Here is a 21,503-nt window from a genome sequence, read left to right on the forward strand (position 1 = left end):
GCTGCGCGCCCCCGAGTCGACACTCGGGCCGCGCCACACCTACAGGACAGCACACGCCCATCCGACAAGAGCCCAGAGCCCGCGTCAGCCAGCTGTCACAGGCTCATGGACGATCGAAGCCAACCCTGGGTCAGGCCCTGGCGATATTCCTGCCCGGCATCGGCTCCGCGAGTGCCGTCCGCCACTCAGGCGCACCGAAGGCCTCCGCGAAGTACTGCGTCTCGTGCACCACATGACCGTGGGCAAGTTCCATGATGCTCACCGAGTGGGTGGGCACCCCGTCGTACGTGATGACACACTCGCTCACCCACAGATCCCCGCTGCCGACGATCCGGTGGACGGTGAAGTGCCGATCGGCAGGGTGCCCGCCACGTTGCGCCGAAATCGTCGCGCGGCCGCGGAATCGTTCACCTGACTGGGGGTAGTCGAGGATCGCGTCCGCAGCGTAGATCGCGTGCTCGGCTTCGGTGTCCCCGCGTTCCGATGCCCGCCAGTGTTCCTCGATCGCGGCCCTGGTCCGGATGTCAGCATCCATCACACTGTCCCCTCTGCAGGCGGCCGGAGCGATCCGGGGACCTGGGATCGCTTCGAGGCTTCCCCCGGGACGCCGGGCCGTTGAACGTCATGGGCAACGGTGACAGCGTAGATCGCCAAGGCAGCGGCTCGGCTTCAGGACAGGACAAGTCGCCGATATCGCTTCCGATGGCGCCACCTGACGCAACCCCAAGAAGCAACCCCATAGGCACCACAGCGGCAACCTGCGGCAGCGGGCGCACGGTTCGTGCCCTTGCACGACAGTTGGCCACTTTGCCGGCGTGCCGGCCTCTGTTGCTCTGTTCGGGGCGGTGTTCAGGCTGCTCTACCTTCGAGCTGGGTTGATCGGGCCAGTCGTATGGTTGGGTCGCCCAGGGGCGCTGCGTGTGGCTATCAGGCTGCTGCCGAGTGTGGCTTCCCTCGCTTCGCCGCCCGGCGCCCCACGACGACTCGGCCGCCGATTAGGAAGTGCGAGCAAGTCGCTGAGTAAAGCAATGCCAGCGAGGTCGTCCGTGGTACGAACTGCACGAACACGCACGTCAGGAGCATGATGAGCCGGATATGGGCGGGGATCTCCGGCGCTGATGTCCGCGCGCGTCGTGGCCGAGGTTCGGGGGCTTGTCCGGTTACGGAACGACGTAGCTCTCGATGTGGTCGATCACCGCCGACACGGCATGCCGGTACGCGGTGGTCGACCGGCGGACCTGTGACAGCAGCATGCCGCCTTGGACGGCGGCCAGCAGGGCGGTGGCCAGTGCGGCGACATCGGCGCGCTCGCTCAGCTCGCCGCGCGCCTGCATGCGGGCGAGCCCCGACCTGATGGGCAGTTCCCATCGATCGAAGGAAGCGGAGAGGTCGGTGCGGGCCGAGGGGTCGCTCTCGGCGAGTTCGCTGGCGAGCGAGCCGATCTCGCAGCCGCCCGCGCACCCCATGGCGTCCTGCCGGTCGGCCGCCGTGTTACACCAGGCCCGCAGCGCGTCGATGCTGTCCAGGTTGTCCAGCAGGGGGCGCTGCTGATCGAGCTTGGTGTCGGTCTGGAAGTTGACCACCGCCAGGACCAAGCCCCGCTTGTCGCCGAAGTAGTGGTAGATCTGCGACGCGCTGACTGCGGCCGCCGCCTGGACGTCCGGGATGCTCGTGCCCCCGACGCCATGCTGGAACATCAGCTCCGCGGCGGCCTCGATGATGCGTTCACGGGTCTTTCGGCCGGGCTTGGTGAGTCGACGCTGCTTTGGCTCTTCGACCGCTACGGACGCGTTCATGCGCGCACGCTACCAAGATTGGAATTGCCATTCCAGAGCTGGCAGACGTAGAACTTGGAGCACCGATTCCAATCTGCCGCTCCGGCAGCCTTCAGGAGGGTGCTCGCCATGTCGCTCGACCCCCAGATCGACACCCTGCTCAAGCAGTTGGCCGAAGAAGGCGGACCCGCACCGGAGAGCCTGACGGTCACTGAGAACCGTGCCTTCGCGCGCAGCCTCGCCGCCCTCGCCGGTGACCCCGAACCGGTCAGCAGCGTGCACGACACCACGGCCGCCGCCGAAGGCATCGAGGTCCCCATCCGCATCTACGCCCCCGCCGGTGTGCCGCGCTCCGGACCGCTGCCCGTGACGGTCTTCTTCCACGGCGGCGGATGGGTCCTCGGGGACCTGGACAGCCAGGACCACATCGCCCGCATCATGGCCAACCGCTCCGGCACGATCGTGGTCTCCGTCGACTACCGGCTTGCCCCGGAGCACCGCTTCCCGGCGGCGATCGAAGACGCCTACGCCGCCGTGACCTGGGTCGCGGCCAACGCCGGCAGCTTCGGCGGCGACGGGCAGAACATCGCGGTGTTCGGCGAGAGCGCCGGCGGCAACCTCGCCGCCGCCCTCGTGCAGGAAGCCCGACGGCGTGGGGGACCGCGGATCGCGCTCCAGGTGCTGGCGTATCCGGCGGTCGACCGGTTCGACGACAGTCCCTCGATGTACGAGAACATGGCCGGACCGCTGCTGACCCGCTCATGGCTCGAATGGTTCTGGGGCCTCTACCTCACCACGCCCGACGAAGGCGCCGACCCGCGCGTCTCGCCGGCGAGCACCGACGACCTGTCCGGGCTGCCTCCCGCCGTCATCGTTACCGCCGAACACGATCCGCTGCGGGACCAGGGGGATCGGTACGCGCAAAGGCTCGCCGACGCAGGCGTGCCGGTCACACACCTACCGGTCAAGGGTGCCACCCACGCCTTCTTCTCGTTCACCGGGTCGGTGCAACTCTCAAGGGACGTCTTGGACCAGCTCGGAGATACCGTGGCCGCGGCGTTCAACGACTGACACCCACTCAGCGTCGCCACTTGCCCGGTGCTCGCCCGCGGCCGGCCAACTGGATCGTCGTCGCCGTCAGGCCGCGGCCGGAAGCAGGCCGCTCGACGCAGCGCGCCCGGCATCGGCCATGATCAGGCACCGGCAGGGTGTGTACGCCCGCCGGACGGAGCCCACCGAACCGGCCCCGTCCGTGTGCATCCCTCAGCGGTGAACGGACGGGGCCTTGGTCGGCTGCTCGTCGACCAGGGCTCCTGCCGTGTCTCAGACCTCGCCGAGGGGGACGTTCGGGTCCGCCAGGCGGTCGGCGTCCACCACGCGCTTGGAGACGATCAGTTCGCGGATCGGGTCAGTGACATCCCAGATGTTCATGTTCATACCGGCGAGGACCCGGCCGCCGGAGAGCCAGAACGCGACGAACTCGTTGGCCTTCACGTCCCCTCGGAACACGACCCGGTCGTAACCGTCGGGCTCGACATAGCCGAGGTATTCCATGCTCAGCTTGTCCCGCGAGGCCACCGGCTCGTTAGGATGCCGAGGTGTCCACTCGGCATCGGTGAAGAAGTACGGGACCCGGTCGTAGACCGCGTCCGGCTGCCCGAGCATCGCCCGGGCGGCGGTCTGCGGCTGGTTGAGGGCGTTGGCCCAGTGCTCGACCCGGATGTGCCGGGCGAACAGCGGGTGGAAGGCGTTGGCGACGTCGCCGGCCGCGTAGACGTCCGGGTCCGAGGTGCGCAGCTGCCGGTCGGTCTTGATGCCGTTGTCGACCTCCAGCCCGGCCGCCTCGGCGAGTCCGGTGGCGGGGGAGATGCCGATGCCGATCACCACCGCGTCGGCCGCCACCTCGGTGCCGTCGCCGAGCCTCACGCCGCTCACCGTGCCGTCGGTGCCGGTGAGTTCGCTGACCTGGACGCCGAAACGCAGGTCCACGCCGTGGTCGCGGTGCAGGTCGGCGAAGACCTGGGCGACCTCACGGCCCAGCACCCGCAGCAGCGGCAGCTCCATGGCCTCCAGGACGGTCACCTCGGCGCCCGCCGTGCGGGCGGCGGCGGCCACCTCCAGGCCGATCCAGCCGGCGCCGATCACCGCGATCCGGGCGCCGGGGCGCAGCGCCGCCTTGATCCGGTCGCTGTCCTCGACCTGGCGCAGGTAGAGCACGCCGTCCTGGTCGGCGCCGGGTACGGGGAGCCGGCGCGGCACCGAGCCGGTGGTCAGCAGCAGCTTGGCGTACTCGACCCGGCCGTCGTCGGCGAGGGTGATGGTGTGCCCGGCCGGGTCGATCGCGGCCACCGCCGTGCCCAGGCGCAGTGTGACGTCGTGCTCGGCGTACCACTGCGGCGGGTGGACGTAGATCTTCTCCCGGGACTCCTTGCCGAGCAGGTAGCCCTTGGACAGCGGGGGCCGCTCGTACGGGCGCTCGTGCTCCTCGCCGACCAGGACGATGCCGCCCCGGTACCCGGCCTCGCGCAGCGCCTCGGCCGCCTTGGCGCCGCCCAGGGACGCCCCGACGATCACGATCGGACGCTCACGCCCGTCGGCCGCTCCGGTCGCGCCGCCCGCTCCGGTCGTGCCAGTCGTGCCCGCCATGCTCAACTCCTTGCTCTCCGCCGCAGATCACGGGTCAGCCTGCCGCCGTACGGGTGGCCTGTCGAGACCGCGACGGGCGCGCCGCGCCATGCTCGCCCGTTCGGGTGAACCAATGCGCCTACGCGGTCATCGCGTCCCTGACCAGGGCGGTGTCGGTGAACTGCTCGAAGCGGACGATCCGGCCGCCGCGCACGGTGAAGTGGTGGGCCACCCGGACCGCGAGGGGCTTTCCGGTGCCCTTGTGGACGGCCGTGTAGCGGGCCAGGACGACGACGTTCTCGCCGTCCACCACATATGTGTCGTCGTGCGCCGTCCAGTCGTCCCACTCGGCGGTCAGGCGCTCCATGACGTTGGTGGTGACGCCCTTCGGGGTGCGGTGGGTGCCGGCCAGCGGGAAGCCGGCCATCTCGGTCCACTCGACGTCCTCGGCGAGGGTGGCGCGCAGTGCGGACAGGTCGCCCCGGGCGGCGGCCTGGTACTGGCGGCGGACCACGTCGGCGGGGGCGGCGGACTCGGCGAAGGCGGAGACGTCCCGGGGGATCTCGATCATCGCGCGTTCAACCCCAGGCCATCTCGCCCATGGCGACCTTGGTGCCGAGGTCGACCGCGATCCGCAGCCCCAGCTCCGGGAAGCGCCGCTCCAGCGCCTCCTTGGCGGCGACCGCGTCGGCGGCCCGGCCGAGCTCGGTCTCGAAGGCGCGCAGGTAGGCGCGGGTGTGGTCGACGGCGTTCAGGTCGGTGGGCGCGTCGGCGACCCGGTGGCCGGCCGCGACCCAGGTCGGGTGGAGCGCCTCGATACCGTCCAACAGGTCGATCCAGGCAGCGCGTTGAGCGGGCGAGGGGGTGTCGGCCGTCCACACGTGCAGGCCCTCGAAGAGCAGCACACCACCGAGCACCGCGCGGTGGTGGTGCTGCCAGAGGTAGTGCCGGTCGGGCAGGTGGAAGTCGGCGCCGCGCAGCTCGAACCGGTGGCCCTCGAAGACGATCTCGTCCGCGTGCAGCACCTCGGGCCGGACCAGCCGGGTGGGCAGCTCGGGGCCCAGGTGGGACCAGGCGCGCAGTTTGGCGTCGAAGGTCTCCTGGATGTGCTCGACGGTGCTGGCGGTGGCCAGGAAGCGGGCCTGCGGGAAGGCGTCCTGGACCTCCTGGGCGCCGAAGTAGAAGTCCGGGTCGCCGTGGCTGACGAAGACGGTGGTCAGCCGCTTGCCGCTGGCGCGGACCCGCTCGACCAGACGGCGCCCGTCGGAGCGGGTGAACCCGGCGTCCACCAGCAGGGCGTCGTTCGGTCCGGTGACCAGGACGGAGGTCTTGTTGAGCGAGCTGTCGGGGCTGTCGATGATCTCGAACTCGAGTGCGCTCATGCTACGGAGTCCTTCCTCGGGCCGGGCACGCCTCGTCGCAAGCATCAGCGGTGGGTGCCCGATCCGCATCCGGAAGGCCAGGGCGTGTCCGACACTTCCCGCCGGGCGCGAAGTGTCGGGCACGCCCTAGTAGTGCCGGGTCCAGAGCGTGAGGTCGCTGCTGGTGGCCACCGCGAGGGTGCGGCCGGTGGGGGAGAAGCCGGCGGCGCGGAACTCGGACCAGCTCGCGTGGAAGACGTGCCACCAGGCCGTGCCGTGCTCGCCGCTCCACGGGGCGGCCGTCAGCAGGACGCGGTGGCGCGGCCACTCCGGGGAGATCACCTCGACGTGCCAGCCGCCCGCGGCCCGGTTGTGCAGGCCGCCGCCCCACATCCCGGCCACCGGGATCCGGAGGTCCGCGACCGGGCCGATGCCGGGGCAGGAGAGGTCCGGACCGGTCGGGTCCTCCTCGGGGTCGTACTCGCGCTCCAGCTTCTCGCCGGTCACCGCGTCGAACAGGCCGTGCCCGCTGCTGGAGACCGTCAGCACCAGGTCGTGTCCGGTCTCCGGGTGGACGGCGAAGCCGATGCCCTGGAGCGCGCCGACCGGGATCAGGCCCCGGCCGACGGTCCGCCAGGGCCTCGGCGGGGCCGTCACCTCGGTGGCGGCGGTGATCCGGTCGTGGAGCTGCTGCTGGAACGGGGTGAGGGCCATGCTGATGATCATTCCACTCGGCTCGGGCTATTCGGACTCGGCCGGTCCCAGCCGCAGCACCGCCAGCGCCCCGACCGCCGTGGTGACGGCGAGGCAGGCCCACAGCAACCCGGGCCCGGCGGCCAGCAGTGCCGTCAGCACCGCCGGCGCCGCCGCCCGGCCGACCCCGCTGGACAGCTCCCAGCGCGCCAGCGCCCGCCCGAGCAGGTGCGGCGGGGCCGAGGCCGTCACCAGGGCCGTACCCGAGCCGCTGTAGAGGATCTCGCCCAGCGTGTACAGCACGGACACCACCGCGATGCCCGCCGCCCCCGGCGTACCGCCCAGCGACCCGGCCGCCCAGAACCCCAGGTAGGAGACCGCCAGCACCGCCCCCGCCGCCGCCAGCACGCCCCGCCGCGAGCGGTTCGCCAACCGCAGCACCAGCGCCAGCTGCAGCGCGATCACCAGCACGGTGTTGCCCACGAACACCCCCGAGGACCAGGCCGGGGAGGCGTGCAGCTGCAGCACCAGCAGCGCGGGCAGGGCCACCTCCAGCACGTCGAAGCAGAAGGCGTACGGCAGATTGGCGAGGCTCAGCAGGGTGATCCGGCGCAGCGGCTCGCCCGTCGCCCCGGTGTCCCTCGCCTGCCCGGCCACCTTCTGCGACGCCCGGACCCGCAGCGACCCCACCAGCGCGGCGGCGACCAGGCAGGCCACGCCCGTCACCCCGGCCAGCACCCGGATCGCGTCCGCACCGCCCGCCACCGCCACCGTGGCCAGCAGCGCGCCCGCGCCCAGACCGGCGTTGCGCACCGACCGCCCGGCGGCCAGCGCGGCGTCCCGCAGCCGTCCCCCGGTCAGCGTGCTCACCACGGCGGCGTGGGTGGTCGGCCAGGACTGGCTGCCCACCCCGAACAGCACGGCCGCCAGTGTGAACAGCGCCAGCCCGTCAGCCGTGAGAAGGGTGAGCGCGCCCGCCGCCCGCAACACCAGCGTCACCGCGGCGGGAAGGGTGCGGGCGCCGCGGTCGATCCAACGACCGGTCAGCGGCACCACCAGCAGACCGGCCACCATCCCGGCCGACAGCGCCAACCCGACCGCCCCGGCGCGCAGGTGCAGCACCTCGACGCCGAACAGCAGCAGGAACGGACGCAGCATCCCGCCGCCCACCGCGTCCACCGCCAACGCCACCGCGTACCGGGGACCACCGGCGGCCGTGATCAGGCTCAGCAGCGCGGACGGGCCGCCGCGGCCGGTACCGATCGGAAGGGCGGGTCGCTCGCCGTTGCGGGCGGCGGCGTGGTCATGGACGGACTTCTCCTGGGTCACACTCATGGCCGGTACGGTCTGCCCTGGTCGGGGCGCCTGGCACGTCGATTGACGGTTAGCGTCAATCGACGCGGGAGGTCGTTTCCGGAGATGGCAGGATCTCGGGCGTGAGTGTGATCATCGACATCACGGGCCTGCCCGAGGACCGCCTGCTCTTCTCGCCGTCACCGCTAGCCGAGCTGAACGCCATGCTGCACGTGCTCGCCGAGCCCGCGCACCACCCCGCGCTGCACGGCTGGGTGAGCTGTACCGCCGCGACGATCCCGCCGGAGCTGTCCGAGCGGCTGCTGGAGGCCGACTTCCTCTGGCGCTCCTCGCGCGCCGACTTCCTCGTCCCCGGCCTGCCCGGCGCCACCCTCGCCGAGGAACTCGACGCCGTCGACCGGATCGACGACGAGCAGTTCGTCGCCGGTGCCCTCGTCACCACCTGCGGCGCCTCACGCTTCACCCGCCCGATGGCCTCCCCGCTCACCGACCCCGCCGCCAACGAGCGGGCCCGTGACCTCGCCCTCGCCCGCGGCCCCCGGCAGGCCGCGTTCGCCGACCGGCTGCTCGCCGACCCGCCCACCGTCCGGGCCCTGGTGCGGCGGATGCTGGAGGACTGCGAGTCCGCGTTCTTCGCCGACGCCTGGCGGCGCGTCCTGCCCGACCTCGCCGCCGACGCCCGGCGCAAGGCCGACCTGCTCGCCCGCCGCGGCCTCGCCGAGGCCGTCGGCGACCTCTCGCCCTCCGTCAGCCTCGACCAGGGCAGCGACGGGCGGCGGCGGATCGTCATCGACAAGCTCCAGGACAGCACCACCAGCGGCACCGCCGCCGGGGGCGTCACCTTCATCCCCACCGTCTTCGGCCGCCCCCACCTGCTGGCCGTGTACGCCTACGGCTGGCGGCCCGTCCTCCAGTACCCCATCGCCGAGGCCGGAGTGGCCGAGCCCGTCTCGCTCGCCCTCGTCCAGCAGCGCCTGGAGGCCCTCGCCCACCCGATCCGGCTGCGCCTCGCCCGTACCATCGCCCGCGGCCCGCACACCACCGGCGAACTCGCCACCGCCTGGCAGCTCAGCGCGCCCGAGGTCTCCCGCCACCTGGCCGTGCTGCGCAAGGCCGGGCTGCTCATCACCGAGCGGCGCGGACGGTACATGCTCTACCAGCTGGACCTGGCAGGCAGTGCCCGGCTCGGCTCGGACTTCCTGGAGGCGCTGCTGCGGTGAGTCGTCGCGACGGGAACAGCCGTGCCGACGGGGACAGTCGTGCCGACGGGAACAGGAGTTGCCCGGAACTCGTTCGTCCGGTCATGACCGACGACGCTGCCTCTGTTGCCCCGCCCGAGATCCTCCGTTACGCCGCCTTCTCCACCCGCCCCGAGGGCGGAAATCCGGCCGGCGTGGTGCTCGACGCCACCGGACTGACCGACGAGCGGATGCTCGCGATCGCCGCCGAGCTCGGGTACTCCGAGACCGCCTTCCTCACGGCGGGGGATCTCCGAGGCTCCTACCGCGTGCGGTACTTCAGCCCACTCGCCGAGGTGCCGTTCTGCGGGCACGCGACCGTCGCCTCCGCCGTCGCGCTGGCCGAGCGGACCGGCCCCGGGCGGTACGTGTTCACCACGGCGGCCGGCGACGTCCCGGTCGAGGTCGAGCGCGGCACCGACGGCCTGCTGCGGGCGACCCTCACCAGCGTCGAGCCGAAGACCGAGGAGGTGCCGGACGCCGACATCGCGGAGGCGCTCGCCCTGCTCGGCTGGTCCACCGCCGACCTCGACCCGGCCCTTCCCCCGCGGATCGCCTACGCCGGCGCCCGGCACCTGGTCCTCGCCGCCGGCACCCGCTCCCGCCTGGCCCGGCTCGACTACGACTTCGACGGGCTGGCCGCCTACATGCGCGCCCGCGACCTGACCACCCTGCAACTCGCCTGGCGCGAGGCCGCCGAGGTCTTCCACGTCCGCGACCCCTTCCCGGTCGGCGGCGTGGTCGAGGACCCGGCCACCGGCGCCGCGGCCGCCGCCTTCGGCGCGTACCTGCGCGAGCAGGGCGCGGTGACGGCCCCGACGGTCCTGACGCTGCGCCAGGGCGAGGACCTCGGCCGCCCGGGCGTGCTGCGGGTCGAGCTGAGCGCGGAGGACACCCGGGTACGGGTCTCCGGCGCGGCGGTGGCGATCCCGTAGAACGCGGCTTCGCGGTAGCCTCCGGCCGGTGACCACGCGCTTGGAGTCCCTGATCTCCTTCGCGGCCACCGGTCGGATCGGCCTGCTCCGGCTCGCCATGTCGGGCCCGGCTGCGCCTGGCGCCACGACGAGGCGCTGATCTTCGACGACCAGGCCGCCGTCCTGGCGGAGTCCGGAGTCTGCGCGGTCCTCACGCGTCGTCAGTCGGCGGCGGACGGATGGGTGCTGCACAGCCTCTCCGCGTCGGCGGGCGGTTGAGTGCGCGCTCCTGTACCTACTAGTCTGTACGGGCGTGAGTGAGTGAATCAGTCCTGGCCGACCGATGGAGAGGAAGCCGAGATGCCCTTTGTCCGGATCGACGCCCTGCGAGCCGACGCCGCACGGCTGGACGCGCTCGGCCGCGCGGTGCACGAAGCCCTGATGGACACCATCGGCATCCCGCCGGAGGACGACTTCCAGGTGCTGGTCGGCCACGACGGCGCCAACAGCACGCTGCGCTACGGCGATTACCTCGGCGTGCACCGCGATGAGGGCATCGTCTACATCGCGATCACCCTGCGCGCCGGCCGGACCCCCGACCGGAAGCGGGCGTTGTACCGGCGGATCGCCGAACTCGCCGAGCAGTACGCGGGCACCGAGCCGCGGAACGTGTTCGTCACGCTCACCGAGAACGCGTCGATCGACTGGTCCCTCGGCAACGGCCTGGCCCAGTACGCCCCGTCCGCCGGTCCGGAGCGCTAGAGGGGGAGCGCCATGCCCTCCTCGGCCGCGATCACCTCGCCCGCGAAGCCGCTCGCTGCCTCCGCCGTCCACCGGGTGCGGTCGCTGCCGGGCCAGAAGTGGGTGAGGAGTAGGCGCTTCGCGCGGGCGCGGGTGGCCCAGGCTCCGGCTTCGACGGTGTTCAGTAGGAGGGGGTCGCGGTCGGGGCCGTGGAGGGTGGCTCCGGCGATGAACAGGTCGGCGTCTGCGGCCAGTTGGGCGAGTTCCTCGGCCGGTCCGGCGTCGCCGCCGTAGGCAAGGGTGAGGCCGGGCGCGGTCAACCGCACGCCCGCGTGCGGGACATGATGCGGCAACGGCGCGGAGTCGAGTCGGAACGGCCCGAGGTGATGGCTGCCGGACGGGAGCGGGTGGATGTCGAAGACATCGGCGAGGTCCTCGGTCGGCTCCATCGCCTGGACCCGGGCGATCACCCCGGGCGGGCAGTACAGCGGCAGCCGGGCGTCGCGCTGCTCCGCGAAGTAGCGGGCACGGCACAGGGCGCTGAGGTCCGCGCAGTGGTCGGGGTGCTCGTGGGTGATCACCACGGCGTCCACCAGTTCGGCACCGCAGTGCTCCTGCAGCCGGGGGAAGGTCGCGTAGCCGAGGTCCAGCACCAGCCGGAACCCGTCGTACTCCACCAGGAAGCCGCTGGCACCCCGCCCGGCCTCGGGCCAGGCGCCACACGTTCCCAGTACCGTCAGTCTGCGCACCGGCCGATGATCTCACGTGCCCGCGGGCGTCGTTCGCGCCGGAAAACCGTTCGCGTCCGGGGGTCCCCGTGGGTGAAGCTGCCCGGATGCAGCGAGCGAACAGCCGGGCCGTGACGGTCGATCTCACCTACGGGAACGATTACTTCGGGCAGTTGGGCCCGTTCGAGGTGGAGCTCGGCTGGTGGTCCTCCGTCGACGGGGTGGTCGCCCGGGCGACCGAGCTGGCCGGGGTGCCGGTGCTCGTGGCGCGGCTGGTCGACGGGCACAGTGAGGACCCGGGCCACGGCGGCCTGGTCCGCTACCACGCCGAGGCGGTCCGACGGCCGACGGCACTCGACTGCCGCCCCCTGGACGGCGAAACGGCCGCACTGCTCGCCCCCGACCCACTGCGCGCGGCCTGGGCGACGCCGGAGGGTGTGTGCGAGGCCCTGGCCTGGGCGGAGGCGGCGCTCGCGGCGCTCGGTCGCCCGACTGTCGGCCCTGCGCGGCAGATCCGGACCTGGAACCTCTCCGGCCTCTTCCGCCTCCCCACCGCCACCGGCACCGACGCGTGGCTGAAGACCACCACCCCGGCTTTCAACGCCCGGGAGGGCGAGGTCATCGTGCTGCTCGGCGGCGTCGACCCGTCCCTCGTCCCGTCCGTCCTCGCCGCCGACCCGGCGCGCGGGCGGCTGCTGCTCGACCACGTCCCCGGCGAGGACTGCTGGAGCCCCTCCGCCGCCACCGTCGCCGACGTCGTCCCCCGCCTGGTGGCCGCCCAGGCGGCACTCGCCGACCATCGAGCCGCCCTCGCCGGCCTGCGTGACCGTACACCCGGCACGCTGCTCGCCCAGCTGAGGGCACTGCTGGAGCGGCTCCCCACCGAGACCGACCTGACGACCGAGGAACTGGACCGCCTCCGCGCCTTCGCCGCCGAGACCCTCCCCGAGCTGTTGGACCGGCTGGCCGCCTGCGGCCTCCCGGAGACCCTGGTGCACGGCGACTTCCACCCGGGCAACTGGCGCTCCGGCGGCTCGACTTCGGTCGTCGTCGACTACGCCGACGCCTGCCTCGGCCACCCCGCGCTGGACGGCCTGCGCCCCCGCGCCTACCTCACCCCGGACGCCTGGCAGCACCACGCCCGGGTCTGGGCGAACGCCTGGCAGCAGCACGCCCCCGGTTCGGGCCCACACCGGGCGCTGGAACTCGCCGAGCCCATCTACCACCTGTCCTACGCGCTGCGCTACCAGGAGTTCCTGGATCACATCGAGCCCAGCGAACGCCCCTACCACGAGGGTGACCCGGCCGCAGAGCTGCGCGCCGTCCTGGAGCGGGCGCACTGCAGCTAAGGCCTGACCGGCAGGCCGCGCAGTTCCCCGACGCGCAGAAGTCGTGCGAAGAGGAGGAACAGCAGCGCCATCGCGATGCCGCCTGCGGCCAGTGGGACGGCCGGCATCCAGGAGGCCGGTGCCGGGCCGTGGCTGCAGGCGCGGGCGATGAGCCAGCCGGCGGTCCCGGCTCCGGCGGCGGCCGTGGTCAGCTTGGCGTAGGTGCGGCAGATCCGCCTGCCGTCGAGGAGCCCCCCGGTGCGGCGCCGGAGTCGCAGGGCTGTGAGGAGTAGGCCGATGGCGTAGGACAGCGCGTAGGCGGCGGCCATCCCGGTGACCGCCCACCGGGGGGACAGCAGCCGATGGCAGGCGACGGCCAGAGCGATGTTGATGCCGCTGATCCACAGTGCCATGCGGAACGGCGTGCGGGTGTCCTCGAAGGCGTAGAAGCCGCGCAGCAGGAGGTACTGGGCCGAGAACGGGATCAGCCCCAGGCCGAAGGCCTGCAGCATGTGGCCCAGGGGGACGGTTGCTGCGGCGTCGGCAGCCCCGTGGTGGTGGCCAGCAGCCCGGTGCCCAGTGCCGCGGCCTGGAGCACCTGGCGGATCAGTCCGGTGGCGCGCGAGACCACCGTCCCGGCGGCCATCAGCGCGGACGACCGCAGCACGCCACCGGCCGCGGCACGCCCGGGGGCGGCATGGCGCCTGCGTGGCACCGTCGATCGCGCTGACTTCTCGGGTGATGTCTCCTCGATCATGGGCACAATCTACGATCCGAAACCCCGTCGGCTCATGGGGATTCGGGTCTTCGATGTACGGACTCCGGCGGGTCGGGCGTCGGGAAGCCGCGGTCGGCCCCGGCATGGACCATCGAGGTGGAACGTACGACCCGAGGGCCCGGGCCGGTGCCGCCTGCTGCCGCAGTCGCAGCAGGCGGCACCGGGGGGTCCGTCACTCCGCCGGGGCGATCCGGTACCCGCCGCGCGCCGAGTGGAGGGCGAGCGCCTCGACCGGGCAGAACTCGACCGCCTCGGCCAGCCCGTCCGTCAACTCCGCGCCGCCGTCGGCGTATTCGGCCACCGGCTGGGCCAGGCCGTCGGCGTCCAGGACCAGCGAGCCGGGGGCGCTCAGCGCGCACATCCCGGAGCCGATGCACCGGCCCCGGTCGACCCGGACCACCACGGCCTCGGCCTCCGCGGAGCCCGTCACCAGGCGACCTGCAGCGCGTTGGGGCTGCGGGTGAGCAGCCCGCGCCGCCAGTCGATCCGGTCCAGCGGGTCGGCCGTCCGCAGCGCGGGCAGCCGACGGGCCAGCCGGTGCAGGGCGAGTTCGAGCTCCATCCGGGCCAGCCAGGCTCCCAGACAGTGGTGCGGGCCGGCGCCGAAGGTGAGCATCGGCGCGGCCAGCGGGGAGAACAGCTCGGTGCTGAGGTCCCCGGTGTAGACCGCCGGGTCCTGGTTGGCGGCGTTGGCGTCGGCGGCCACCACGCTTCCGGCCGGGATCACCACCCCGCCGATCTCCACGTCCTCCACCGTGCGGCGCAGCAGTCCGGGCATGTGTTCCTGGGCGTCGCCGAGCGGGACGGCGCGCAGGATCTGCTCGGTCGCGGCGGCGGCGCTGGTCTCGTCGGAGGCGAGCCGCTGCCAGGCCTCGCGTCCGTCCTCCAGCAGGTAGACCAGGGCGTTGCCGAGGCTGGTCATGGTGGTCTCGTGCCCGGCCACCACCAGGCCGATGACCAGCGCGATCAGCTGCCCCTCGGTGATCGAGCCGTCCTCGGCGGCGGCCGCGAGCAGCCTGCTGACCAGGTCCTCGCCGGGGGCGGCGCGGCGCTCGGCGATCACCTCGGCGCCGAAGGCGGCGAACTCGGTCATCGCGGTGCCGATCGCCTCGGCGGTGTAGGCGGTGGTGGACAGCGCGTGGTCGCTCCAGTGGGCGAGCCGCTTGCTGTCAAGGTTGTCCAGGCCCATCAGACGGCTGATCACCGCGACCGGCAGCGGACGGGTGTAGGCGGCGACGATGTCGGCGGGGGAGCCGTGCTCGATCAGCTCGTCGATCAGCGACTCGACCACCGAGGCCACCCAGGGCTTCCAGCGGGCGATCGCGCGCGGGGTGAACGCCCGCTGCACGGTGCGGCGCAGCCGCTGGTGCTCGATGCCGTCGATGTTCAGCATGCTCTGCGGGTCGTCCAGGATGTTCGGCGTGACCGTGACCGGCGGGGCGTCCGGCGCGTAGAGCGGGGCCCGGCCCATCCTCGGGTCGGTGAGCACCTGCCGTACGTCGGCATGCCGGCTGACCAGCCAGACCGGGGTGCCGGTGGGCAGCGCGGCGAGCCGCGGCGGGCCGGGTTCCAGGTGGCGCAGGCAGTGCAGCGGGGGGAGCGGGGCGGTGCCGGTGCCGGCACCGGTCGCACTGTTCTCGGTGGACATCCGTACTCCAGACTCCAGGTCAGCGGGCCGCGCGGGGCGGTCCGACGGGGGGTGATCCGGGATCGTGCGGGGGACGGGCGGTTCGGCCGGGGCGGCTCGACTCGGGGCCGGGGGTGTGGGTGGACAGCCGGATCCTCAGGACCGGGGTTCGGGTGGACCGGGGACGCAGCCCGCGCAGGGGCGCGGGCCCGTGCGGGGTGTGGCGCGAAACGTGCGGAGGCGTACGGACGGTACGCGCCCGGCACGGGCGGCGCGCGGTGGCGTGCCGACGGGTGGGGCGGGTGTGCTGAGCGTGGTCGCGTGGACCGCTTCTGCTACGACCGTACGTGGGCGGCGGGCCGCCCGTCTGCGGCACTTCCAGCCAACGGCGGTGCTTTCCGGGCAGTTCGTTGCACGCTGACGGGCGCTCAGCGCCACCCGCGCGCCCCTGATGCGGAGCCGCGCCGGGGCGGGCGCCGCGTGAGACGTGGTCAGGCGGCGGATATGCGCCTGGCACATGCGGTGAGCCGGATCACCCGACCCGGTCCGAGGGCGGTCGACCGGGTGGGCGCTACGCTTCGTGGGCAGAGCTACTGGAGTCCTTCTACAGTTCTTCTGCAGTCGTTTGTCGCAGGTCACGCCGGTGCAGAGCCGCACCGGCCGACGGAGGTGGAATCGGATGCCCCAGCAGGTCAAGGCTGTCATCGCGCGCGCCAAGGGCGCGCCCGTGGAGGTGACCACGATCGTGGTGCCGGACCCGGGGCCGGGCGAGGCGGTGGTCCGGATCCAGGCTTGCGGCGTCTGCCACACCGACCTCCACTACCGCGAGGGCGGCATCAACGACGAGTTCCCGTTCCTGCTCGGCCACGAGGCCGCGGGCATCGTGGAGTCGGTCGGCGAGGGCGTCACCGAGGTCGAGCCCGGTGACTTCGTCGTCCTCAACTGGCGCGCGGTGTGCGGCCAGTGCCGCGCCTGCAAGCGCGGCCGCCCGCAGTACTGCTTCAACACCCACAACGCCAAGCAGAAGATGACACTGCTGGACGGCACCGAGCTGTCCCCGGCGCTGGGCATCGGCGCGTTCGCCGAGAAGACCCTGGTCGCCGCCGGCCAGTGCACCAAGGTCGACCCGGCCGCCGAGCCGGCCGTCGCCGGCCTGCTGGGCTGCGGCGTGATGGCGGGCATCGGCGCCGCGATCAACACCGGCAACGTCGGCCGGGGCGACTCGGTCGCCGTGATCGGCTGTGGCGGCGTCGGCGGCGCGGCCGTGCTGGGCTCCCGGCTGGCGGGCGCGGCGAAGATCATCGCCGTCGACATCGACGACCGCAAGCTGGAGACGGCCCGCACGCTCGGCGCCACCCACACCGTCAACTCCCGCACCACCGACCCCGTCGAGGCGATCCGCGAACTCACCGGCGGCAACGGCGCGGACGTGGTGGTGGAGGCGGTCGGCCGCCCCGAGACCTACCAGCAGGCCTTCTACGCCCGGGACCTCGCCGGCACCGTCGTCCTGGTCGGCGTCCCGACCCCGGAGATGACCCTGGAGCTGCCGCTACTGGACGTCTTCGGCCGCGGCGGCGCGCTGAAGTCCTCCTGGTACGGGGACTGCCTGCCGTCCCGCGACTTCCCGATGCTGATCGACCTCTACCTCCAGGGCCGCCTGGACCTCGGCGCCTTCGTCACCGAGACCATCGAACTCGACGCGGTGGAGCAGGCCTTCGAGCGCATGCACCACGGCGACGTGCTCCGCTCGGTGGTGATCCTGTGACCTCCGCCCGCATCGACCGGCTGGTCACCGCCGGGACCTTCGAGCTGGACGGCGGCAGCTGGGAGGTGGAGAACAACGTCTGGATCGTCGGGGACGACCGGGAGGCGGTGGTGATCGACGCCGCGCACGACGCCGGGGCGATCGAGGCCGCACTCGGCGGGCGGCGGCTGCTGGCGATCGTCTCCACCCACGCGCACAACGACCACATCGACGCGGCCGCGGCCCTCGCCGCGCGCACCGGTGCGCCGATCCTGCTGCACCCGGACGACCTGCCGCTGTGGAAGCTCACCTACCCCAAGCGGCTTCCGGACGGCGAACTCGCCGACGGGCAGCGGATCGAGGTGGCCGGCACCGCGCTGACCGTGCTGCACACCCCGGGCCACGCGCCGGGCGCGGTCTGCCTGTACGCGCCCGAGCTGGGCACCGTGTTCACCGGCGACACCCTGTTCCACGGCGGCCCGGGCGCGACCGGCCGCTCGTTCTCGCACTTCCCGACCATCATCGAGTCGATCCGCGAGCGGCTGCTGTCGCTCCCGGCCGAGACGGTGGTACGCACCGGCCACGGCGACCCGACCACGATCGGGGCCGAGGCCCCGGCGCTGCCGGAGTGGATCGCGCGCGGGCACTGAAGCCGGACCGGGCACGGAAGCCGGACCGGGCACGGAAGCCGGATCGGTGCGGCCCCCGGGAAGTCGATCGTTTCCCGGGGGCCGTACGATCGCGATCATGGCCCATGACCCGCGCGACCTCGACGAAGCCTTCCTCGCCTTCTGGCGCGAGCGGCACATCTCCACCCTGACCACCACCCGCCCGGACGGCTCGCCGCACGTGGTGCCGGTCGGCGTGACGTTCGAGCCGGAGACGGGCGTCGCCCGGGTGATCACCAGCCGCACCAGCCGCAAGGCCCGCAACGTGGCGGCCGCCGGGCCGGAGGGCCTGCGGGTGGCCGTCTGCCAGGTGGACCGGGCCCGCTGGTCCACCCTGGAGGGCGTCGCCGTGCTGCGGGACCGGCCCGAGCAGGTCGCCGACGCGGAGCGCCGCTACGCCGAGCGCTACCGCACGCCCCGGGAGAACCCGGACCGGGTGGTCATCGAGATCACCGTCGAGCGGGTCCTCGGCCGGGCCTGACCTCCGGGGTCGGTCACTCGGCGAGCGCCGGGGCGATCCGGCGCAGCACGGAGGGCCAGCCCTGCGCCATGCCCTGGTGGGCCTGCCGGCCCATCGGGGTGTCCAGGTCGAAGCCCGCGTGCTCCAGCAGCAGCCGCGTCCCGTGCCCCTCGGGCACCAGCCGCCAGGTGACGGTGGTGTCCAGCGACCCCTCGGCGAAGCTGTACTTCAGCAGCCGCTCCACCTCCACCTCGACCACCTCGCAGGGCTGCTGCCCCCACGGTCCCATGTCCAGCGTGAACCGGTGCCCCACCACCGCCTTCACGTCCCCGGGGGCCCACCACCGCGCGTGCAGCTCCGGATCGGTCAGTGCCTCCCACACCCGCGCCGGCGGGTACGGCAGGAACTCGTCGCAATGGATCGCGGCCTTCTCGGTCATGAACTCTCCTCGTCCAGGAGCTCGCGCAGCGAACGCATCCGCTGCCTCCAATACTGCTCAAACGGGTGGAGCCACTCCTCGACCTCGGCGAGCGGCCCGGGCTCCAGGTGGTAGTACCGATGCCGTCCGCGCGGCTCCTCGCGCACCAGCCCCGCGCCCCGGAGCACCGCCAGGTGCTCGGAGACCGCGGGCCTGCTGAGCTCGAAGTCCCCGGCCAGCTCCCCGGCCGCCCGCGGCCCGCCCTGGAGCCTTTCCAACAGCTTGCGCCGTACGGGATTGGCCAGCGCGCTGAAGACATCGACATCCGCCATGTCCCCAGCATGTGTCGGAGGGATCCGACATGTCAACTTCTTCCGACACGTTCCCTGGCTCCGGCCAGAGGAGCGTGTTTTTTGTCTGCGGAAGGCGGGTTCGGGTCCGCGGGCACGCCGGTTGCGATCGTCATCCAGGGCGCGACTTGCGCCGACGGACCGCGAACGGCATCCTTCGGCGGTCACCAGGCCCCGCTGCGCAGGCTGGCTGTGCGGCTGGACTGATCGTCAATATGTTGCCGGCCCAGGCCGGCAGTTGATGGATTGCAGGCAGGTGTTGCCGGACGTGCCCGGAGGCGTCGTGATCGATGGTGCCGACGGCTGCGGCGGGGTTGACGGTGTCGACGACCTTGCTACGACTGCAGGGCGGGGGTGTTCCTGATGAAGCTGTCGAACCCCAGCGGGGGGCGCCCCAGCAGCTCGGCGACGTCGTTGGTGGCCCGGTCGTACCGATTCTCGCGGTGCAGCCGCGCCATCGTGGCGATGTGCTCGAAGACGTGGGGCGGCAGGTCCTGCCCCTTGAGGTCGTGTTCCAGCCACTCCTCGTACGGCACGTCGACGTAGGTCACGGTGCGGCCCAGCGCGGTGGAGAGCTCGGCCGCGATGGTTGCCATGTCACGGGAGCGCGCTCCGGTCAGTTCGTAGACGTGGCGGGACGGCGGAACCGGGTCGAGCAGGAGGCGTGCGATGACCTCCGCCACATCGGCCGCGGCGACCGGCGAAGTCCGGGCGGAGCCGAACGGGAGGCGGATCGTGCGGTCGCGCAGGATCGAGGCGACAGCGACCCGGGCGAAGAGCGGATTCTCTATGAACACCGTGGGCCGGACATGGACGACCGGCACCCCCGACCAGTCGAGGACGTGCTCGGCCAGCCAGTGCAGCCGCTGCTGCCGGGATTCGGTATCGCTGGTGAGGTTCATCTGCGAGACCGTCATCTGCGAGATGCTCACCAGTAGTTCGAGACCGCTGCCTTCCCGGGCGGCCGCGGCGACCGTCGTCGCAGCCTCCAGGTACGCGGGCGACACGCTCATCCCGAAGTAGGCCCGGCGGCAGCCCGCCAGCGCCTCCACCACGTCGGCGCCACGTGTGAGATCGCCGACCACCACGTCCACGCCGGCCATGGCCCGCAGGGCCGAGGCCCGTTCGTCGTCGTGGTGGACGAGAGCCCGGACCGGCACGCCCTCGGCATGCAACCGGTCGAGGACCGTTCGTCCGACTCCGCCGACGCCGCCACCGACGCCGGTGACAAGGACGGGCTGGAATTGCATCGTCGATCGCCTCCTGGCTTCCGGACCGGGCGTCCGGTGCGCTCGGGACGGCCCTGCGGGCTGTCCGGGCGCGTCACCCACGCGGCCACAGCCGGGCCGACACCTCCTTCACCGTACCTGCGGCGGCAGTACGCCGCAGGTACGCCGGTGACCGTCGCGGTCGGTCCATGGGCGCAGGGCGGGGCGCGGGTGGGGTCGTGGGTGTGGTGAAGTAGTTCCAGCACGCGTAGCCCAGGAAGTAGCCCAGGTGCGGGGCGTCCCAGGCACTGCCCCGCAGCATGTCCTTGAAGGCGGCGCGGGCCGGATCGAGGGTCTCGACCGGATCGCCGTCGAGGGTGTGTGTACCTCCACCAAGGTTGACCGACGCTCTTGACCGTCGCACGCGGTTGTCCGCTGCCGGCCGGCTCAGGAGCCCGCATGGACCGGTTCGCCAGGCACGACGGGTTGGAGTTGCGACGTGGATCGAGTACCCGCAGGCTGTTTATCTGGTGTGCGGCCATGATGACGCGGAGAAGGGATCAGGCTGCAGAACCATGTGCACCCGGTCGATCCTCCCGAACGTCGGTACGGGTGACGTGTGCCGCCGTACGGGCCGGTGTCCCGGTGAGTTCCCGTCGTGACTCTCTCAACGGCCGCCTCGGCACAGAACGCAGGAGACGGGGAACTCGCTTCGCAATCCCCGTCGCTTCGCAATCCCCGTCGGACTCCGCGGCAGATGTCCTTTCGGCGGCATGCGCCGCGGACTCCCCTCTCGATCCGCAGTCTCCGCTGACCGTCTGGTCCGCAGCGGCCCACGTGATGCACCCGAACGGTCCGAGCATCCGATACGGCCACCGGTTGCCACAGCCTGCCACCAGCGAGAAGGAGCCACCGAACATGAACGGAAAGAAGAAGACACTCGCAATCCTGACGGGAACCGTGCTGGCGGCCGGACTCACCAGCCCGGCCTTCGGGGCCACCGCGCCCGCCGCTCCGTCGCCGACCACGAGCGCCGCCGCCGAGGGGTCCGGGGCGTCGGTCGTGGCGTGGAACCGCGAGCTCATCACCATCCTGAGCGATCCCAAGGCCCAGCCGCCCACCGTCCACCCCACGCGCAGCTTCGCGCTCCTCCAGGCCGCCGAGTACGACGCGGTGGCATCGATCACCCGGGCCACTCCCCCCTACCTGTTCTCGGTGGCGGCGCCGCGCGGCGCCCGTGCGGACGTCGCAGCGGACCAGGCGGCCCACGACATACTGGTCGCCCTGTACCCCACCAAGCGGGCAGGAGTGGACCGGCAGCTGAGCAGCCAGTTGTCCGCGATCACCGACGGCGCCGGCAAACAGGCGGGCATCGCCGTGGGAGCAGTCGTCGCCGGCAAACTGATCAGCCTGCGCTCCGATGACGGGTCCTCGGCCACGCCGCCGCCGTTCACTCCCGGCAGCCTGCCCGGCGACTACCGGCCCACGCCGCCCGCCTTCCCCGCGCCGGTGTTCACCAACTGGGGCTCGATCA

Annotated in this window: 23 protein-coding genes and 2 pseudogenes; 9 read left to right on the forward strand and 16 right to left on the reverse strand. The window is 72.5% G+C overall.

Annotated elements, in window-relative coordinates; all coding sequences use genetic code 11:
- Positions 1–130 precede the first annotated feature (130 nt).
- Together ACH4E7_RS33020 and ACH4E7_RS33025 are read right to left on the reverse strand one after the other, a co-directional pair.
- Positions 131–535 carry a nuclear transport factor 2 family protein gene (locus ACH4E7_RS33020; RefSeq protein WP_396252831.1) on the reverse strand — a complete coding sequence of 135 codons (405 nt, stop codon included), beginning with the start codon at positions 533–535 and terminating at the stop codon, positions 131–133.
- 625 nt (positions 536–1,160) lie between these two features.
- Complete coding sequence (locus tag ACH4E7_RS33025) at positions 1,161–1,796, reverse strand: TetR/AcrR family transcriptional regulator (protein ID WP_396252832.1); 636 nt, start codon at positions 1,794–1,796, stop codon at positions 1,161–1,163.
- A gap of 108 nt (positions 1,797–1,904) precedes the next feature.
- Here ACH4E7_RS33025 and ACH4E7_RS33030 point away from each other — a divergent pair, with 108 nt between their 5' ends.
- Positions 1,905–2,846, forward strand: a complete 942-nt coding sequence (locus ACH4E7_RS33030; RefSeq protein WP_396252833.1) for an alpha/beta hydrolase — start codon at positions 1,905–1,907, stop codon at positions 2,844–2,846.
- 252 nt (positions 2,847–3,098) lie between these two features.
- Here the strand turns inward: ACH4E7_RS33030 and ACH4E7_RS33035 are convergent, their stop codons facing one another.
- From ACH4E7_RS33035 to ACH4E7_RS33055, 5 genes are all read right to left on the reverse strand, one after another.
- On the reverse strand, positions 3,099–4,421 hold the full coding sequence (locus tag ACH4E7_RS33035) for an NAD(P)/FAD-dependent oxidoreductase (protein WP_396252834.1): 1,323 nt from the start codon (positions 4,419–4,421) through the stop codon (positions 3,099–3,101).
- A gap of 118 nt (positions 4,422–4,539) precedes the next feature.
- Positions 4,540–4,971: a nuclear transport factor 2 family protein gene (locus ACH4E7_RS33040; protein ID WP_396252835.1), complete on the reverse strand. Its 432-nt coding sequence runs from the start codon at positions 4,969–4,971 to the stop codon at positions 4,540–4,542.
- Positions 4,972–4,978: 7 nt separating this feature from the next.
- Complete coding sequence (locus ACH4E7_RS33045) at positions 4,979–5,782, reverse strand: MBL fold metallo-hydrolase (RefSeq protein WP_396252836.1); 804 nt, start codon at positions 5,780–5,782, stop codon at positions 4,979–4,981.
- 126 nt (positions 5,783–5,908) lie between these two features.
- The gene (locus ACH4E7_RS33050; protein ID WP_396252837.1) at positions 5,909–6,475 is read right to left on the reverse strand and encodes a hypothetical protein; all 567 of its coding nucleotides are present in this window, start codon (positions 6,473–6,475) and stop codon (positions 5,909–5,911) included.
- 27 nt (positions 6,476–6,502) lie between these two features.
- On the reverse strand, positions 6,503–7,789 hold the full coding sequence (locus ACH4E7_RS33055; protein ID WP_396252838.1) for an MFS transporter: 1,287 nt from the start codon (positions 7,787–7,789) through the stop codon (positions 6,503–6,505).
- A 101-nt stretch (positions 7,790–7,890) separates the two neighbouring features.
- Here ACH4E7_RS33055 and ACH4E7_RS33060 point away from each other — a divergent pair, with 101 nt between their 5' ends.
- The 3 genes from ACH4E7_RS33060 (at position 7,891) to ACH4E7_RS33070 (ending at position 10,682) form a co-directional block, all read left to right on the forward strand.
- Positions 7,891–8,988, forward strand: a complete 1,098-nt coding sequence (locus ACH4E7_RS33060) for a DUF5937 family protein (RefSeq protein ID WP_396252839.1) — start codon at positions 7,891–7,893, stop codon at positions 8,986–8,988.
- A gap of 83 nt (positions 8,989–9,071) precedes the next feature.
- Positions 9,072–9,941, forward strand: coding sequence for a PhzF family phenazine biosynthesis protein (locus ACH4E7_RS33065; RefSeq protein WP_396252840.1), 870 nt, complete (start codon positions 9,072–9,074; stop codon positions 9,939–9,941).
- A gap of 339 nt (positions 9,942–10,280) precedes the next feature.
- Positions 10,281–10,682 (forward strand): tautomerase family protein, encoded by a 402-nt coding sequence (locus ACH4E7_RS33070; RefSeq protein WP_396252841.1) that lies wholly within the window; start codon positions 10,281–10,283, stop codon positions 10,680–10,682.
- Here the strand turns inward: ACH4E7_RS33070 and ACH4E7_RS33075 are convergent.
- A complete protein-coding gene (locus ACH4E7_RS33075) occupies positions 10,679–11,410 on the reverse strand; it encodes an MBL fold metallo-hydrolase (protein ID WP_396252842.1) in 732 nt (243 codons plus the stop codon). The two genes, ACH4E7_RS33070 and ACH4E7_RS33075, sit on opposite strands and share 4 nt — an antisense overlap.
- 86 nt (positions 11,411–11,496) lie before the next feature.
- Here ACH4E7_RS33075 and ACH4E7_RS33080 point away from each other — a divergent pair, with 86 nt between their 5' ends.
- Positions 11,497–12,738, forward strand: a complete 1,242-nt coding sequence (locus ACH4E7_RS33080) for a phosphotransferase family protein (RefSeq protein ID WP_396252843.1) — start codon at positions 11,497–11,499, stop codon at positions 12,736–12,738.
- Here ACH4E7_RS33080 and ACH4E7_RS33085 read toward each other — a convergent pair.
- The 4 genes and pseudogenes from ACH4E7_RS33085 to ACH4E7_RS33100 all read right to left on the reverse strand — a co-directional run.
- Positions 12,735–13,271: pseudogene (locus tag ACH4E7_RS33085) on the reverse strand (lipid II flippase MurJ); the annotation flags it as partial. The gene ACH4E7_RS33080 and the pseudogene ACH4E7_RS33085 sit on opposite strands and share 4 nt — an antisense overlap.
- The gene (locus ACH4E7_RS33090) at positions 13,202–13,474 is read right to left on the reverse strand and encodes a hypothetical protein (RefSeq protein ID WP_396252856.1); all 273 of its coding nucleotides are present in this window, start codon (positions 13,472–13,474) and stop codon (positions 13,202–13,204) included. The pseudogene ACH4E7_RS33085 and the gene ACH4E7_RS33090, both read right to left, overlap by 70 nt.
- Positions 13,475–13,667: 193 nt before the next feature.
- A complete protein-coding gene (locus tag ACH4E7_RS33095; RefSeq protein ID WP_396252844.1) occupies positions 13,668–13,925 on the reverse strand; it encodes a ferredoxin in 258 nt (85 codons plus the stop codon).
- The gene (locus ACH4E7_RS33100) at positions 13,922–15,142 is read right to left on the reverse strand and encodes a cytochrome P450 (protein ID WP_396252845.1); all 1,221 of its coding nucleotides are present in this window, start codon (positions 15,140–15,142) and stop codon (positions 13,922–13,924) included. Before ACH4E7_RS33100 ends, ACH4E7_RS33095 begins: the two co-directional genes overlap by 4 nt.
- 658 nt (positions 15,143–15,800) lie before the next feature.
- Here ACH4E7_RS33100 and ACH4E7_RS33105 point away from each other — a divergent pair.
- The 3 genes from ACH4E7_RS33105 to ACH4E7_RS33115 all read left to right on the forward strand — a co-directional run bounded on the left by ACH4E7_RS33105 (position 15,801) and on the right by ACH4E7_RS33115 (position 18,014).
- Positions 15,801–16,886 (forward strand): S-(hydroxymethyl)mycothiol dehydrogenase, encoded by a 1,086-nt coding sequence (locus ACH4E7_RS33105; RefSeq protein WP_396252846.1) that lies wholly within the window; start codon positions 15,801–15,803, stop codon positions 16,884–16,886.
- Positions 16,883–17,515: an MBL fold metallo-hydrolase gene (locus ACH4E7_RS33110; RefSeq protein WP_396252847.1), complete on the forward strand. Its 633-nt coding sequence runs from the start codon at positions 16,883–16,885 to the stop codon at positions 17,513–17,515. The genes ACH4E7_RS33105 and ACH4E7_RS33110 overlap by 4 nt, the downstream gene beginning before the upstream one ends.
- 97 nt (positions 17,516–17,612) lie before the next feature.
- On the forward strand, positions 17,613–18,014 hold the full coding sequence (locus tag ACH4E7_RS33115) for a pyridoxamine 5'-phosphate oxidase family protein (RefSeq protein ID WP_396252848.1): 402 nt from the start codon (positions 17,613–17,615) through the stop codon (positions 18,012–18,014).
- A 13-nt stretch (positions 18,015–18,027) separates the two neighbouring features.
- Here the strand turns inward: ACH4E7_RS33115 and ACH4E7_RS33120 are convergent, their stop codons facing one another.
- From ACH4E7_RS33120 to ACH4E7_RS33135, 4 genes are all read right to left on the reverse strand, one after another.
- Positions 18,028–18,432, reverse strand: coding sequence for an SRPBCC domain-containing protein (locus ACH4E7_RS33120; RefSeq protein WP_396252849.1), 405 nt, complete (start codon positions 18,430–18,432; stop codon positions 18,028–18,030).
- Positions 18,429–18,743, reverse strand: coding sequence for an ArsR/SmtB family transcription factor (locus ACH4E7_RS33125; RefSeq protein WP_396252850.1), 315 nt, complete (start codon positions 18,741–18,743; stop codon positions 18,429–18,431). The genes ACH4E7_RS33120 and ACH4E7_RS33125 overlap by 4 nt, the downstream gene beginning before the upstream one ends.
- A gap of 353 nt (positions 18,744–19,096) precedes the next feature.
- Positions 19,097–20,011, reverse strand: a complete 915-nt coding sequence (locus ACH4E7_RS33130; RefSeq protein ID WP_396252851.1) for an NAD(P)H-binding protein — start codon at positions 20,009–20,011, stop codon at positions 19,097–19,099.
- Positions 20,012–20,084: 73 nt separating this feature from the next.
- Positions 20,085–20,393: a hypothetical protein gene (locus tag ACH4E7_RS33135; protein ID WP_396252852.1), complete on the reverse strand. Its 309-nt coding sequence runs from the start codon at positions 20,391–20,393 to the stop codon at positions 20,085–20,087.
- A gap of 494 nt (positions 20,394–20,887) precedes the next feature.
- Here ACH4E7_RS33135 and ACH4E7_RS33140 point away from each other — a divergent pair.
- Positions 20,888–21,503 (forward strand): annotated as a pseudogene (locus ACH4E7_RS33140) (haloperoxidase); the annotation flags it as partial.

Origin of the sequence: Kitasatospora sp. NPDC018058 (assembly GCF_044327205.1) — a bacterium.
Lineage (GTDB): Bacteria > Actinomycetota > Actinomycetes > Streptomycetales > Streptomycetaceae > Kitasatospora.